The organism is Streptomyces sp. NPDC058985, assembly GCF_042740985.1.
In the GTDB taxonomy this organism is placed as follows: domain Bacteria; phylum Actinomycetota; class Actinomycetes; order Streptomycetales; family Streptomycetaceae; genus Streptomyces.
The window spans coordinates 1-15,523 of the sequence record NZ_JBHYJX010000038.1 but is presented as its reverse complement, the minus strand read 5'-3'; the positions used below and the strand labels follow the sequence as shown (position 1 = coordinate 15,523).

Genomic DNA, 15,523 nt, shown 5'->3' with positions numbered 1-15,523 from the left:
TGTATATATCCGGCAGATTGACCCGAATAGTCGGCTTGCTCCCCGAGTACGTCCTCCGCACCTGCGTGCGACACGCGGGGCTGCGCGGCCCGAGCCGAGCGGAACGGGACACCAGGCACCCGACTCCTCACCGTTACCGACGACAGACGTCTCGCCGACGACGCCACCGTCACCAGCCCTCGGCACATCCGTGCGCACCGCCTTGCCCGCTCCGCGGAAAGGGTCTAGCAGCGTCCGGGCGAGCGGGGCCCTCCCTGCGTCTCATTCAGGCGGGAACAAGTTGTGCTGGTTGAAGCCACGGCCGTATTAGAGTCGGGTGCGCCAGTCGTCACTGGCCCCGCGGGCGGCGCCCCGTGCCGTCGGCGTAGCAGCGTAGGCAGGCGACAGTGGCACGCCTGAACCTGATCACGCTCGTGACGTTTCTCGCTCCAGGGCCCGGTTACCCAGCCGGTCTCCGGGATCAGTGAGGGAGCGAACTCGCATGGCCAGTACGAAGGTGTCCGACTACGTCCTGCAGCGGCTGCGCGACTGGGACGTCGAGCATGTCTTCGCCTACGCGGGCGACGGCATCAACGGCCTGCTGGCCGCATGGGGGCGGGCGGAGAACCGGCCGCGGTTCGTGCAGGCCCGGCACGAGGAGATGGCGGCCTTCCAGGCCGTGGGCTACGCCAAGTTCTCCGGCCGGGTCGGGGTGTGCGCGGCCACCTCGGGGCCGGGCGCGATCCATCTGCTGAACGGCCTGTACGACGCGAAACTGGACCATGTTCCGGTGGTGGCCCTGGTGGGGCAGACCAACCGCAGCGCCATGGGCGGCTCCTACCAGCAGGAGGTGGACCTCGCCGCCCTGTACAAGGACGTCGCCTCGGACTTCTGCGAGACGGCGACGGTGCCCGAGCAGCTGCCGAACCTGATCGACCGGGCCTTCCGCACGGCGTACGCCAGGCGCACGGTCACCGCGATCATCCTTCCCGCGGACGTCCAGGACCTGGACTACGAGCCGCCCACCCACGACTTCAAGATGGTGCCCTCCAGCCTGGGCCTCGGCCGGTACGCCCCGGTCCCGGCCGACGAGGACCTGCGGCGCGCCGCCGACGTACTCAACGCCGGTGAGAAGGTCGCGGTCCTGATCGGCCAGGGTGCCCGCGGGGCACGCGCCGAGGTCGAGCAGGCGGCCGACGTGCTCGGCGCGGGGGTGGCCAAGGCGCTGCTCGGCAAGGACGCGCTCCCGGACGACCTGCCCTACGTCACCGGGTCCATCGGACTGCTCGGCACCCGTCCCTCCTACGAGCTGATGCAGGAGTGCGACACACTGCTGATGATCGGCTCCAGCTTCCCGTACACGCAGTTCATGCCGGAGCTGGACCAGGCCAGGGCGGTGCAGATCGACATCGACCCGCACATGATCGGCCTGCGCTACCCCTTCGAGGTCAATCTCGTCGGCGACGCCCGCGAGACGCTGCAACGCCTGCTGCCCCGGCTGCACCGCAAGGAGGACCGCGGGTGGCGCGAGGGGATCGAGAAGAGCGTCGCGCGCTGGTGGGAGGTGATGCAGCGGCGGGCCGCCGTCAGCGCCGAGCCGGTCAATCCCGAGTACGTCGTCCACGCCCTGGACGGCCGGCTGCCCGAGGACGCGATCCTCAGCGCCGACTCCGGTTCCGCCGCCAACTGGTACGCGCGGCACCTGCGTCTGCGCGGCCGGATGCGGGGCTCCCTGTCCGGCACCCTGGCCACCATGGGCCCGGGCGTGCCGTACGCCATCGGTGCGAAGTTCGCCCACCCCGACCGGCCGGCGATCGCCCTCGTCGGCGACGGGGCCATGCAGATGAACGGCATGATGGAGATGGTCACCGCCGCCAAGTACTACGGCGAGTGGTCCGACCCGCGGCTGATCGTCGCGGTGCTGAACAACGGTGACCTCAACCAGGTCACCTGGGAGATGCGCGCCATGTCCGGCGCCCCGCAGTTCGAGGCGTCGCAGCACATCCCCGACCTGCCCTACGCGGACATCGCCCGGCACCTGGGCCTGGACGGGGTCCGGGTGGAGAAGCCGAAGCACGTGGAGGCGGCCTGGGACCGCGCGCTCGCCGCCGACCGGCCCTTCGTCATCGACTTCCGCACCGACCCCGCCGTGCCGCCCATCCCGCCGCACGCCTCCCTGGACCAGATCGAGGCCGCCGCCTCGGCGGTCCTGCACGGCGACAGCGACCGGCAGGGCATGATCCGGCAGGGCCTCAAGGCGAAGGTCCAGGAAATGCTGCCGGGCAGCCGCCACCGCGGTGACCGGCCCGGCGCGGGCCCCCACGACAGCAGCGAAGAAAACAAGTGAGACGGGAGAACGACCCTGCGGTCGACAGCGGTCCCGCCGTCGACCGCCTGTCCGTGTCGGTCCACACCGTGCCCACCGATCTGCCCGGCGGCGACGCAACCCTGACCTGGAACTCCACGACCATGGTCCTGGTCGAGGCCGCAGCAGCCGACCGGACCGGCATCGGCTGGACCTACGGATCCCCCGCCACGGCGCGCGTCGTGACGGACGAACTGGCCCAGCTCGTCACCGGGCACGACGCCTTCGCCGTCCCCGCCGCCAACGAGCGGATGAGCCGGGCCGTCCGCAACACCGGCCGTCCCGGCATCGCGGCCGGGGCGATCTCCGCCGTCGACACCGCCCTGTGGGACCTCAAGGCGCGCCTCCTCGACCTCCCCCTGACACGTCTGCTCGGAGCGGCCCGGGGATCGGTAGCGGTGTACGGCAGCGGCGGCCTCACCACGTACGACGACGAACAGCTCGAACGCCAGCTGCGCGGCTGGAGCGAGCAGGGCATCGACCGGGTGAAGATCAAGATTGGTGAGTCCTGGGGCCGCGAGCAGGAGCGTGACCTGCACCGGACACGGCTGGCCCGCCGCGTCATCGGGGACGGCGCCGGCCTGTACGTCGACGCGAACGGCGGCTACAGCCGCAAGCAGGCTGTCCGGGTGGCCGCCGTGACGGCGAACCTCGGCGTCACCTGGTTGGAGGAGCCCGTCTCCTCCAACGATCTCACGGGCCTGCGCGTCGTCCGCGACGCGGTCACGGCCGACGTCGCCGCCGGCGAGTACGGCTACTCCCTGCCCTACCTGACCCGGATGGCCGCATCGGGAGCCGTCGACTGCCTCCAGGCCGACGTCACCCGCTGCGGCGGGGTAACCGTGTGGCTGCGCGCCGCCGCCGTCGCCGAGGGACTGGGTCTGGAGATATCCGGTCACTGCGCCCCGCACCTGCACGCCCACGTCGCCTCCGCCGTGCCCAACACCCGGCACCTGGAGTGGTTCCATGATCACGTTCGCCTGGAGAACCTGCTGTTCCGCGGCACGCTCGACCCCTGCGGCGGAACGGTCGCCCCGGGCGCTTCGGGCGAGCCGGGGCACGGATTGACCCTGAACCGACGGGTAGCTGAGGAGTACCGCACAGCATGAACGCCTTCGACGGGACGGACCACGCGAAAGCGGCCGCGGGAGGACCGTGGGTGCTGCGGGACTACGCGCTGATCGCCGACGGCGAGCGCGGCGCGCTCCTCGACCCGCGCGGTGGCATCGCCTGGCTGTGCGCACCCACCTGGCACAGCGGCGCGGTCTTCTCCGGCCTCATGGGCGGCCCGGGCCGCTTCCGGGTCGGTCCCGCGGACCACTGGAACGTGTGGGGCGGGTACTACGAGGACGGCACGCTCATCCGGGTCAGCCGATGGGTGACCACCGACACCGTCATCTCCTGCCGGGAGGCCCTGGCCGCACCCGCCGACACCGGGCGGGTCGTATTGGTCCGCCAAGTCCGTGCCGAACGGGGTGAGGCCGTCGTCGACGTTGATCTCGACGTGCGTGCCGACTACGGCCGGCAGGCCATGACGGGCGTCCACCGACGGGAGGACGGACTGTGGCGGGCCCAGAGTGGTCCCCTCCATCTGAGGCTCGCCGGCGTGGACAACCCGCATGTGGACGATGACGGCGGGCTGACCGCCCGCCTACGCCTGCCCGAGGGCGAAACCCATGACCTCGTACTAGAGATCGCCACCGAACCGCAGGACGCCCCGCTGCTCCCGCGGGCGCTCTGGGACGCCACCGAACGCTGGTGGAGGACGGCCGTGCCCGACTGCTCCGGCACTGCGGCACCCCGCGACACCCGTATGACTTATGCCGTGCTGAACGGGCTGACCAGCACGCACGACGGCATGGTGGCAGCGGCCACCACCGCGCTGCCCGAACGCGCCGACACCGGCCGCAACTACGACTACCGCTACGCCTGGATCCGCGACCAGTGCTACGCCGGCATCGCGGTCGCCACACACGGTCCGCACAGGCTGCTGGACCGCGCGGTGGGATTCGTCGCCGACCGCATCCTGGAGGACGGTCCCCGGCTGCGCCCCGCCTACACCGTCGACGGCCGCCCGCCGCCGGCCGAGCACTCGCTGCCCTTCATCGGCTACCCGGGAGGCGGTGACCGAGCGGGCAACCGGGCCGGGCGGCAGTTCCAGCTGGACGCGTACGGCGAGGCTCTCCAGTTGTTCGCCGCTGCCGCCCGCCATGACGCGCTCGATGCGCGGGGCGTGAAAGCGGCCCGCCGGGCCGCGGAGGCCGTCGCCGAGAGCTGGGAGGAACCGGAGGCGGGGCTGTGGGAACTGGAGGAACGCTGGTGGACGCACTCGCGCCTCAGCTGTGTCGCCGGCCTGCGCGCCCTCGAGCAGCAGAACCTGACGCGTGCGTCCGGTGACTGGGCACGCTTGGCCGACCGCATCATGGACGCCACCCGGGCGCGCTGCCTGCACCCCGACGGCTACTGGCAGCGCGCCGCAGATGACCCGGGCCCCGACGCGGCCCTCCTCCTGCCGCTGGCCCGCGGGGCGGTGCCGCGGACCGACCCCAGCCTTGCCCGCACGTGCTCCGAAGTGCTGCACAGGCTGACGGAGGACGGCTACGTCTACCGCTTCCACCACGGCGACGAGCCGCTGGGCGATGCCGAGGGGGCGTTTCTGCTCTGTGGCTTCATGATGGCGCTGGCCTCCCAGGCTCTGGGCCGGAGGGAGGAGGCGCTGAGGTGGTTCGAGCGGACCCGTTCCGCCTGCGGATCCGCCGGGCTGTTCGCCGAGGAGTACGACGTCAGGCAGCGCCAGTTGCGGGGGAATCTGCCGCAGGGCTTCGTGCACGCCCTTCTCCTGGAGTGTTCGGCACGCTTCGGCGGTGGTCAGGGAGGGCCCGCGTTGGAGGGCCGGTGACAGACCCGAGAGTCCAGCAGGGGCCCAAGTAGCAGCCAACTTCTGCCGCCGGTCTCGGTCCCGTCTCCCTTTAGGTGCCTGATGTTCCTCTGCCGAGCCTCGTTGTAGAGCTGATCGCCAGCAAGTCCGCCCCTGAGGGCCCTTGCCATTCCCGGACCCTCCGCTTCCACACTAGGGGGGCGGACTTGGGATCCCCGGTGGAGGTGCGGCTGGCGGACCGTGACTCACCCGAACGGGCGCGTTCCTTGTTCACGGTCCTGGCGGCGGTTTCCTTCGCACGGCCGTGGAGGCGCCCCGCTCCTCATGAAATGTCTTGATGTGCTCGTACTGACGCGCACGCTTGCGGTCCGATCCTGTGGGCATTTCCACTCCTTCTCGATCATGAGCTTGCTCACAGGGCGTCTGTCACTGCCTCCGTCGTCCTGTGTGCTTCAAGCGCCGTGCGGCCGTCAGAACTCCAAGGAGCGTCACGACGGCACCAGCCGCGACAGTGGGAAGCAGCGCGCGCGCACCTGGTGCCTGCGGCCGCTCCGGCACCGCGGTGTGACCCTTGAGCCCGGCGGCCAAGACCTCCGCCAGATGCAGCGGCGTACGTCCGGCGTCGCACTGGTCGACCTGGGTACGGCAGCTGAAGCCGTCCGCGAGGACCAGTGTCGACGCGTCCGACTCCCGTACGGCGGGGAGGAGACCGGCTTCGGCGCAGGCCATGGAGACCTCGTAGTGACCCTTCTCGAAACCGAAGTTGCCGGCAAGTCCGCAGCAGCCCTCGTCGAGGAAATCGGCGTCCACCCCGGCGCGCCGGAGGATCTCCCGGTCGGCATCGAAGCCCATGACGGCGTACTGGTGACAGTGGCGCTGCACCACCGCCCGGGCATCGACCCGGGGCGGCTCCCAGTCGTCGGCCCGTTCGACGAGCAGTTCCGCGAGGGTGCGGGTCTGGGCGCGCAACCGTTCCACGTCGGGATCCTTCGGCAGCAGCTCGCCCGCGTCGGACCGGAAAACAGCCGTACAACTGGGCTCCAGGCCCACCACGGGGGTACCGCGGCGCAGGTCCTCGCGGAGCACGTCAACGGTGTGGCCGAGGACGCGCCGGGCGACGCCCAGCTGACCGGTGGAAATCCAGGTGAGTCCGCAGCAGACCACGGCTTCGGGCACCGTGACGCGGAAACCGGCTGCCTCCAAGACCTCCACGGCGGCGCGGCCGATCGCGGGGTGGAAGTGGTCGGTGAACGTGTCCGGCCAGACCACGACCTCGCCCCGGTGCCCACTGCCGCGGGATCCGCCGCGTCGGCGCCACCACTCGGTGAACCGCTGCTCCGCGAAAACCGGCACCTGCCGCTGCGGCGCCACTCCCCCGAGTGCCTTCGCCACACGCGCCACCCAGTCCACCGCCGCGAGGGCGTTGACGGTGCGCGGCGCGCGTGCCACGACTCGGGCAACCGCCGGCAGCCACCCCATCGAATAGTGCGCGAGGGGACGGAGCCGACCCTTGTAGTGGTGGTGCAGGAACTCCGCCTTGTAGGTGGCCATGTCGACGTTGACCGGGCAGTCCGTCTTGCAGCCCTTGCAGGCGAGGCACAGATCCAGGGCGTCGTGAACGGCGTCGGACCGCCAGCCGTCCGTGATGGGTGAGTCGCCGTCGTTGTTGACCATCTCGAACAGAAGGCGGGCGCGGCCCCGGGTAGAGTGCTCCTCCTCGCGTGTGGCCCGGTAGCTGGGACACATCACTCCGCCCTCCGAGGAGCGGCACTTGCCGACGCCGACGCACCGGGTCGCCGCCCGGCTGAATCTGCCGTCGTCGTCCGGGAAGGCGAAGACCGTCTCCGGCTCCCACGGCAGGTGATCGGCTCCGAGGCGGAGATTCTCGTCCAGCCGGTACGGCACGACCACCTTGCCGGGGTTCATCCGGTTGCCCGGGTCGAAGAGCCCCTTCAGTCTCTCGAACCCCTCGATCAGCTCGGGCCCGAACATCTTCCCCAGCAGCTCCCCCCGCGACTGCCCGTCGCCGTGCTCCCCGGACAGCGAACCGCCATAGGACACCACCAGGTCGGCGGCGCGTTCCACGAACGCCCTCATCCGGGCGATGCCCGCCTCGGACTCCAGGTCGAAGGGGATGCGGGTGTGGACGCAGCCATGGCCGAAATGCCCGTAAACGGAAGGGTGCCCGTAGTCGAACTCCTCGTAAAGCCTCTTCAGGTCGCGGAGGTAGTCCCCGAGGCAGTCGACTGGCACGGCCGAGTCTTCCCAGCCTTCCCAGGTGTCGGGTCTGCCGGGCACGTGCGCGGTGGCCCCGAGCCCGGACTCCCGCACCTGCCACAGCTCGCTCATGTGCTCCCGGTCGTCGTACCAGGTGTGGTCCACGTCGTCCGGCTTGGCATCGATCAGGGCGCGCGCCTTGTCCTCGACCTCCTGGCGGGTGTCGCCGGTCAGTTCGACCATCAGGTAGGCCTGGCCGTCGGGCAGAACTTTGAGCGCCTTCGAGTTCAGGTGCTTCTCCTGCTGGAAGTGGATCAGCTGGTGATCCACGCCCTCCAGTGCGGCCGGTTCGTGGTCCAGAACCGCGGGTATGTGGTCGGCTGCCCGGCAGATGTCCTCGTAGCCGAGGACCACGAGGGCGGTCTCCTGCGGTACAGGGACGAGGTCCAGCTCGGCGTGGAGGACGGTGACCAGGGTGGACTCGGAACCGGTCAGCAGACCGGCGACATCGAAGCCGTGTTCGGGCAGCAGCGAATCCAGGTTGTAGCCGGAGACGCGGCGCGGAATGTCGGGGTAGCGCTCGCGGATCAGAGTGGCGTACCGGTCTCGCAGCGCCGCCAGGCCCCGGAACAGTTCACCCGTGCGCCCGTCGGATTCCATGAGCCGCTCCAGGTTCTCCTCGTCCGTCCGCCCCACCCACATGCGGACACCGTCGTAGGTCAGGACTTCCAGGCGGTGCAGGTTGTCCACAACCTTGCCGTACGCCTGCGCGGTCGACCCGCAGGAGTTGTTGCCGATCATCCCGCCGATGGTGCAATTGGGATGGGTGGCCGGCTTGGGCCCGTACATGAGGCCGTACTCGGCCAGCTGCCGGTTCAGGTCGTCCAGGACGATGCCCGGCTCCACCACGCAGCGCCGGTTGTCCTCATCCACGGAGACCAGGCGGTGGCAGTACTTGCTCCAGTCGATGACGACGGCGGTGTTGCAGCACTCCCCCGCCAAACTGGTGCCTCCGCCCCTAGACAGCAGCGGCGCCGCCAGCTCCTGGCAGACGGCGACTGTCTCCTGTACCGCTTCCACCGTGTGCGGGAGCACCACCGCGATGGGCACCTGCCGATAGTTCGAGCCGTCCGTCGAGTAGGCCGCCCGGGTGCCGGCGTCGAACCGGACCTCTCCGTCGACCCTGGCCCGCAACTCCCGTTCGAGTGCCTGCGCGTCGGTCTGCGACCGGGGACGCTTGACTATGGGAAGGGGGAGATCGACCGGGTCCATGAACGGCCTTCCACTGGGGGTGGCGGGAGTGCCACGACCGTGTATCCCGGGCCCGGCGCACGCAAACCGCGCGGTGCGTCGGGTGGGCGGGTCTCGGCTTTCAGGGACGGCTGCGGCGGCGCAGGGCGGCATAGCCCGCCCCGGCGAGCCCGGCGGCGGCCAGGGCCTTGCCCAGGTGGTGACGGCTCGCCCATGTCTGGGGGCTGTGGGTGTACGCCTGGCGGTCGAAGACGCCGTGGGCGCCGTAGTCCTCATCCTCGTCGGCGGGTTCCCAGAGGTTGCCGGGCCCTTCGCTCTGGGCGTGGGCGTCGGTCTGCTGGGCGTCGAAACCGGTGTGCGCTAGATAGCGGTCGAGGAGGCCCGGCACGACGGCGTTGGCGAGCAGCGTCAGCACAGTGGACGTACCCACCCAGTACTCCCGGCGCTGCGGGTGGTCGGCGGCGCGCAGTACGGCACGGGCGGCGATCTCGGGCTGGTAGATCGGGGGAACCGGCTGGGCGTGCTGGGGCAGGTGGGTGCGCAGCCAGGAGAACTGGGGGGTGTTGACGGCCGGCATCTGCACCATCGTGATGCGGACGGACGACTTGTCATGCAGCAGCTCGCACCGCACCGATTCGGTGAAGCCCTGGATGGCGTGCTTGGCACCGCAGTAGGCGCTCTGGAGGGGGATGCCGCGGTAGGCGAGCGCAGAGCCGACCTGCACGATCGCGCCGCGGTCCCGTGCCAGCATGTGGTCGAGGGCCGCCCGGGTGCCGTGGACGTACCCCAGGTAGGTCGACCTCGTCGCCTGCTGGAACTCCTCCGGGGGAACGTCGGTGAACTTGCCGAACGCGGCGGTGAAGGCGTTGTTCACCCAGACGTCGACGAGGCCCAGCTCTTCTTCTACTCGCTTGGCGGCGTCCCGCACCTGGTCCCATTCCGCCATGTCGGTGACGACTGGCAGCGCCTGCCCTCCGGCCTGCCGTACATCGGCCGCCGCCGCGTCCAGACCTGCCCGGCCCCGCGCCAGGAGCGCCACCCGATCGCCCCGTTCAGCGAACATGCGGGCGGTTGCCCGACCGATCCCTCCGCTGGCCCCGGTCACCACGACCGTCCGCTGACTCGTCCCGCTCATTGTCTCTCCGTCCTGGTTCACCGGCTGCCACGGATCTACCTGCCGGGTCCTGCCTCTGCTTCGTCGGCGTGCCGCTTCACGGGTGGACGGCCCCTACCGCCTCTTGGCCAGCCTTCGCATGGCGCGGGGCACCAGCTCTGCAGCCGCTCTCCACAGCCGGCACCACGCCTTCAGGCCTCGCTCCGTGCCCAACAGCTATGCGCTCGAGCACCCGTCGCGAAGTCCGGTCTCGCTTCAGTCGCCGTTGCTGTCGTTCTGGGCTCCGGTGTTCGGTGAGGTGGCGTCGCCGGCCTCGCCCCGGTGCCGTCGCTCGGTCGCAGACGCTGGATCGCGGGTCTCAGCGTCCTCCACCTCGCGCAAGATCTCCTCCAGCGCGCTCTCCGGACGCTCCTCGTTGTGTTCGCGGCTCTCGGACACGCGACCCTCCTTCCTTGCCTCAGGCATCTGAGTCAGTTCCACGGCGCGGGTACCCCGGGCCGGGCACCGGTACACGGGCAGGAGAACGGCATGGTGGACTCGATGGGTCGTATCGCGCAGCCGTGGGGGCGAGGACGGTCTGCGGGCGGCACGGGAGCTGGCCAGGGCAGGTGGACACTTCCTTGCAGAGGGGGTGACGCGAGCGTCCGTGCAGCGGTGGGTGCAGGCGGCGTCGATCCTGCACTCCGACGGCGAAGCCATAGACGTCGCGGAGGCCGACGGCCGGATGGTGGGCGTGCGGGGCCGTGAGGTGGAGCGGGTCAACCGGGGTCGGCTCGGTCCTAAAGACCTGTTCGACTGGCAGGCGAATGGCTCCGACTGGCTGACCCGGCCGCTGGTACGTCGGGACGGGCGGCTGGTGGAGGCGGATGGGACACCGCCATGGAGTTGGTGGCCGCCCGCTCGCGCGAGCTGCTCGATGAGCGAGCCCGGGAGCGATCGGCTCCTACATCTCGGGGCAGCTGTTCCTGGAGGAGTACTACGCCCTCGCCGTGCTCGCGCGGGGCGGCGTCGGCACCACCCATCTCGACGGCACACCCGGCTGTGTACGGCCGCCGCCGGGGAGGCGCTTCAGGAGAGCTTCGGCTCGGACGGGCAGCCGGGCAACTACGAGCACGCCGACGCGATCGCGTTCTTCGGTCACCACATCGCCGAGAGCCAGCCGGTGCGAGTGGATGCGCGTGCTGGACCGTCTCGCGGGGAGAGACCCGCCGCGCCTGCTAACCGGGTCCTCTGCCGCACTGCTGCCCGCGGTCAAAGCTGGGGACGTTCGTCCGTACGCGGCTGCGGAGAAGAGTACGTTCCCGTGTACGCCGACATGTACTCGTCATGCTGCGGATGCTGCCACACACCTCCGACAGACTTCCCAGGCTGCCAGCCTTGACAGATCAACTGCATCGGATGTCTCTTTCCCAAGTCCTGACGTCGATACCCGGCGTCAGCGTCAGGACCGCCGCCGTCCTGCTGGTCACCACTCGCCTGCCACGCCGACCTCACCCCCAGGAATGGCGGCTGCGGCGAATGCTGGAGGAAGCCAGCATCGGCTATGTCCTGGCCGTCCCGAAGTCCCAGCCCGTCCCCGCGCTGGGCCGGATCGATCTCGTGATCGCCCAAGCGCCGGATGAAGCCTGGGAACGTCATTCCTGCGGTGACGGGGCGAAGGGGCCTCGCGTCTATGACTGGGCCGCGGCGAAACTGCCGGCCGTCCACGACTTCGACGGTGATCAGCCCACGCACGACCGGTGGGTCCTCGCCCGCCGCAGCCTCACCCGGCCGAAAGAGATCGCCTACTACCTCGCCTACGCACCCGTCGGCACTGAGGTTGCCGAGCTGGCCCGGATCGCCGGCAGCCGGTGGGCGATCGAGGAGTGCTTCCAGGCCGCGAAGAACGAATGCGGCCTGGATCAGTACGAGGTCCGACGCTATCCGGGCTGCTACCGGCACATCGCCCTCGCCATGCTGGCCCACGCCTTCCTCGCGGCCATGTCCGCCACCGCACCGACGGCAAGGGGGGTCGCAGAAACGGTTCCGGTGACCTTGCACCCCTCACCGTGGCAGAAGTCCGGCGGCTCCTGGCAGTTCACCGTCGCCCACCGACACACCGGCGGAAAACCGATCACGCACTGAGCTGGTCCTGGTGGCGGCGCCGCCATCAGGCAACCGCACGACGCTGCCACTACCGTCGCCGCCACGGTGGAGGTTACGAACTTCCGGCACCTGACGCCACGGCAGCCGAATAGACTCAAGAAGGCGCCTCTGACCAGCAGAGATAGCGAACTGCAACTGGAGTATTAGGCAGGGTGAAGGTCTTCGGCCGACCGTCGTTGTACTTCGGATACAGGGAGTCAATGCAGTGGGTATTGAAGTTGTGGAAGCAGTCGCCTGTCCTCGAACTCCTCGATCTCGCGCACCATCACCCGCTCTGCACTCCTACAGGGTGAGTGTCTTGTGCCGCTGGCCCCCTCACTCCCGGATGCCGTGCTCGGCAGCGGAAGCTGCCCCGGTGACCGTCCACATTGCCATGCCCCACAGGCAAAGCGCAGAGATGAGGCCCACTACGAGGCGAACGGTCTTGTCCGGGCCGTTCGTGAGCCAGACGGCCATGCCCGATGCACCGGCCGTGATCAACAGCACCGCCGGCACCCGCAGCCGGGACTGCTCGAACACCCCTGCGAGCGGAAGGAAGTGGAGCCCAACGACAATCGCGACCAGCGGGGGAATGAGCACTGGCATTGCGGCGCGGGCGCACACCACGGCGATGACGACGATCAGCAGCCACTGGAGACCGTTGATCTGATTGAACCGCCGACGCCGTTCCGCGGGGAATGAACCCCCTGCCGACGAGGGGAGAAGCCGGCGCGCGGCGAGCATCAACCCCAAGGTTACGGCGCAGCCGACCACGCCCTCGACCAGCCGTGCAAGGCCGTCGAACGCACTCGTGGCCAGCAACCACCAGCCAAGCCCGAACAATGCGAAGAACCCCACTCCTGCCTTGAACATGATCGACACCCTAGGCGGAAGACCAGCCCGCCGACCGGAGGATTCTCGAGTTGGCGAGCGTCTCGCCAACCTGCGGCCTCACTCCCGACACTCCCCGAACCCAGCCGACGCCGCGATCGGACCGCAACAGGGAGGGACGTTGCCTGACGCGCACTAGCTGCATGCGGCATGTTTAATCGGAGTAGCCTCAGGCGTGCTGCTGCTCTGCGTCGTCCCGGCTCGTCGAGAAGCTGTAGGCGTACGCGGCGTACGGCCTCGCGACGCACCAGGAAGCGGCGAACGCGGGCTGGTCGGCTCCCCTGCCTGCTGTGGCAGCAGCGGTAACGGCACGGCAACCAGTTCCACTTCGTGCGCCTGTCCTGGACAACGGCGATGAGGAAGCGCTGAACCAGCGGGCCGCGCGGCTGGAAGGGCGGCCTCGGGACGGCGGGATCCGGGGCTGTCGTGGCGACGATCCGGGCCTCGCGGCCGCGCCGCTCGCGGGTCGCGCCCTTGGGCGCGTCCTGAGCTTCAACCCGACGCGCCCGGACATGCGCCTACGAGCCGACGCCAAGACAGGACCGCAGGCAAACACTCACCACCGCCGAAGTGGCCGCCTTCCCGGCCAGGCTGCCCAGCACCGGCAGCAGGACCCCACCCCGATCAGACTGCTCGCATGGTCCGACCAGTCGATGTACGCCGCGACGGCCAGACCCGCCGTCGTGCCGATCACCGCTCACCGGGACGTGGCGGCAGGACGCCGCCCACGTCGACGGGACCAGCAAGGTCACCACCAGGCCCAGGATCTGCCATACCTCGTACGTGCCGGTCGCCGTACCATCCGCGCCGACATCGCGATGCTGGTCCCGCCCAGCCACGCGGCCCATACCGCTCCTGCGATTACGGCCATGCTCAAGACAGAAACAGTCCGAGTTAGGGGTCGTGGATCACGCCGGGACGGTGATGACGCCGAGCGGGTCGGTGGTGGGCTGCTTCGAACCACCCGCGGGTTCCACGGTGATGCCGACGGCGGTAGCCCCTTCGAGCGGTCGTTCAAGGATGTGCGCGAGGCGTCCGCCGACGCCTGCCAGCAGGCCAGCGGGCCGGAACGTTCCGGCCTCCGCGTACCAGAGTTCGTATGTACGGTCGTCGGTGAGCGGCGGCAGGCCCGCAGCAACGAACGCGGCCTGTTCCTGAGTGCGTGAGGCGATCACGCTGGCCGTCGCGCCCTGGGACAGCTCCGCCGTGCTGATGGTCGCGTCGGGGGCGGCCAAAAGGTCGGTGAGTGCCTCGCCTTCGGCATCGGCGGCGGCGGCCTGCCGACGGGCGCTGTCGGCCTGCTGACGTGCGCTGTCGGCTTCCGAGTACTGCCACCAAGTGGCGCCACCCAGAGCGACCGCGGCCGCGACAGCCGCTGCCAGGGCCAGACCAAGACGCCGGGCACGGCGTCGGTACCACCGCTCTCTCACTTCGGCACGGCGGACCGGCGTCTCCTGCTGCTTGGCAGGCCCATACGGCTCGAGTGAGCCCCGCTCCTGGCCCACTACGATGATCAGTCCGAGCACTCTGTCTCGTAGCTGCGGGGGCGGAGTGCGGGCCTCGGCCGCCCCCAGCAGGGCAGCCACGCCGGACAGTTCCTCCACCTCGCGCCAGCATGCCGCACAGTTGGCCAGGTGGCTCTCGAAGGCGCGCGCCTCGTCGGGCGGCAGAGCGTGCAGCACATAGGCTCCGGCATCGTTGTGCGGGTCGTCGTCGGCAATCATGACCCCGTCTCCAGACACTCGCGCAGGTGCCGCAGTCCCTGCCGCATCCGTGACTTGACGGTGCCCGCGGGAGCAGCCAGTGCATCGGCCACCTCCGCGTACGTGAGTCCCTCGTAGTACGCCAGTACCAGGGGGAGTCTCAGATGCTTGGCAAGTCCGGCCAGGCAGCGGAAGACCACGCGATGTTCCTCTCGCCCCTCCACCTCTTCGACCACGGTGTCGAAGGGCCGGTTCCGGTCCCGGGCCCCGACTCGCAGCTCACGGGCGCGGCCCGCGGCGACCGACCGCACCCGGTCCACGGCTCGGCGATGCGCGAGAGTGAGCACCCAGTTCCGAGCGGATCCCCGCTCCGGTCGGAACCGGTTCGCGTTGCGCCATACCTCCACCATCACGTCCTGGGTAACCTCCTCCGACTGCGCCTGGTCCCGCAGCACCCGGTAGGCCAGTCCCATCACCTGCGGTGCGAGGGCGTCGTAGACCCCGGCGAACGCCTGCTCGTCCCCCACGGCTGTGCGCGTCAGTAATACGTCCACCCGGTTTGCGCGGGACGACGGTCCACAGTGGGGCTCCGAGTCGTCCTCTGCGGCACCGTCCCTTCTCTCGTTCATCGGTGCTCCTCACGGCTCTGCTCGACCCTGCGTCCTGTGCGGGAGAAGCGCACGCTTTCATGGGCCGTCCGCCTGACGCGTTCACCTCCCTGCGGGACGTGACGCCTCGAGCAGGCGAGCAAGGAACGAGACTCGAGAGCGGTACGCGAGCGTGCGGCACTACAGGGTGTTCGTAGCCGCTGCTACGCCGGATGCGAGGCTTCTGCCACTCCAGCGAGACCGAAGCCCGTCGCACGCCAGCGTGGCGACCGTCGGCGCACGGCCCAGGCGGCGATCTCCGCGCCCTGCTCGACCGCGCGGCCGCCGGGGGCTGGCGGACCGTCGCTCAGTGGACGTCGGGGGAGCGCCCCTTCGTCGCGCTGCGCAGCGACC

The 15,523-nt window shown here is 69.9% G+C and carries 10 protein-coding genes and 3 pseudogenes; 5 read left to right on the top strand and 8 right to left on the bottom strand.

Going from position 1 to position 15,523, the window contains the following annotated elements; all coding sequences use genetic code 11:
* The first annotated feature begins 481 nt into the window (after window positions 1-481).
* The 3 genes from ACFW01_RS28055 to ACFW01_RS28045 are packed head-to-tail and all read left to right on the top strand — an operon-like array spanning window position 482 to window position 5,243.
* The gene (locus ACFW01_RS28055) at window positions 482-2,326 is read left to right on the top strand and encodes a thiamine pyrophosphate-requiring protein (RefSeq protein WP_384507999.1); all 1,845 of its coding nucleotides are present in this window, start codon (window positions 482-484) and stop codon (window positions 2,324-2,326) included.
* Complete coding sequence (locus ACFW01_RS28050) at window positions 2,323-3,453, top strand: enolase C-terminal domain-like protein (RefSeq protein ID WP_384507995.1); 1,131 nt, start codon at window positions 2,323-2,325, stop codon at window positions 3,451-3,453. The genes ACFW01_RS28055 and ACFW01_RS28050 overlap by 4 nt, the downstream gene beginning before the upstream one ends.
* Window positions 3,450-5,243, top strand: a complete 1,794-nt coding sequence (locus tag ACFW01_RS28045; protein ID WP_384507992.1) for a glycoside hydrolase family 15 protein — start codon at window positions 3,450-3,452, stop codon at window positions 5,241-5,243. The genes ACFW01_RS28050 and ACFW01_RS28045 overlap by 4 nt, the downstream gene beginning before the upstream one ends.
* Before the next feature lie 80 nt (window positions 5,244-5,323).
* Here the strand turns inward: ACFW01_RS28045 and ACFW01_RS28040 are convergent.
* From ACFW01_RS28040 to ACFW01_RS28025, 4 genes and pseudogenes are all read right to left on the bottom strand, one after another.
* A pseudogene (locus tag ACFW01_RS28040) lies at window positions 5,324-5,606 on the bottom strand (plasmid stabilization protein); the annotation flags it as partial.
* Window positions 5,607-5,648: 42 nt separating this feature from the next.
* Window positions 5,649-8,711, bottom strand: a complete 3,063-nt coding sequence (locus tag ACFW01_RS28035) for an FAD-binding and (Fe-S)-binding domain-containing protein (protein WP_384507989.1) — start codon at window positions 8,709-8,711, stop codon at window positions 5,649-5,651.
* Between the two features lie 100 nt (window positions 8,712-8,811).
* On the bottom strand, window positions 8,812-9,825 hold the full coding sequence (locus tag ACFW01_RS28030) for an SDR family oxidoreductase (protein WP_384507986.1): 1,014 nt from the start codon (window positions 9,823-9,825) through the stop codon (window positions 8,812-8,814).
* 234 nt (window positions 9,826-10,059) lie between these two features.
* Window positions 10,060-10,242, bottom strand: coding sequence for a hypothetical protein (locus ACFW01_RS28025; RefSeq protein WP_384507983.1), 183 nt, complete (start codon window positions 10,240-10,242; stop codon window positions 10,060-10,062).
* Window positions 10,243-10,332: 90 nt separating this feature from the next.
* Between ACFW01_RS28025 and ACFW01_RS28020 the strand changes: the two are divergent.
* Window positions 10,333-11,094, top strand: a pseudogene (locus ACFW01_RS28020) (molybdopterin-dependent oxidoreductase); the annotation flags it as partial.
* A gap of 228 nt (window positions 11,095-11,322) precedes the next feature.
* A complete protein-coding gene (locus tag ACFW01_RS28015; protein WP_384507980.1) occupies window positions 11,323-11,928 on the top strand; it encodes a hypothetical protein in 606 nt (201 codons plus the stop codon).
* Window positions 11,929-12,094: 166 nt separating this feature from the next.
* Here ACFW01_RS28015 and ACFW01_RS28010 read toward each other — a convergent pair.
* The 4 genes and pseudogenes from ACFW01_RS28010 to sigK all read right to left on the bottom strand — a co-directional run.
* Window positions 12,095-12,181 (bottom strand): annotated as a pseudogene (locus ACFW01_RS28010) (helix-turn-helix domain-containing protein); the annotation flags it as partial.
* An 83-nt stretch (window positions 12,182-12,264) separates the two neighbouring features.
* On the bottom strand, window positions 12,265-12,801 hold the full coding sequence (locus tag ACFW01_RS28005; RefSeq protein WP_384507977.1) for a hypothetical protein: 537 nt from the start codon (window positions 12,799-12,801) through the stop codon (window positions 12,265-12,267).
* A gap of 926 nt (window positions 12,802-13,727) precedes the next feature.
* Window positions 13,728-14,543 (bottom strand): anti-sigma factor domain-containing protein, encoded by an 816-nt coding sequence (locus ACFW01_RS28000; protein ID WP_384507974.1) that lies wholly within the window; start codon window positions 14,541-14,543, stop codon window positions 13,728-13,730.
* Window positions 14,540-15,151 carry an ECF RNA polymerase sigma factor SigK gene (gene sigK, locus ACFW01_RS27995; protein ID WP_384507971.1) on the bottom strand — a complete coding sequence of 204 codons (612 nt, stop codon included), beginning with the start codon at window positions 15,149-15,151 and terminating at the stop codon, window positions 14,540-14,542. Before sigK ends, ACFW01_RS28000 begins: the two co-directional genes overlap by 4 nt.
* Window positions 15,152-15,523 lie beyond the last annotated feature (372 nt).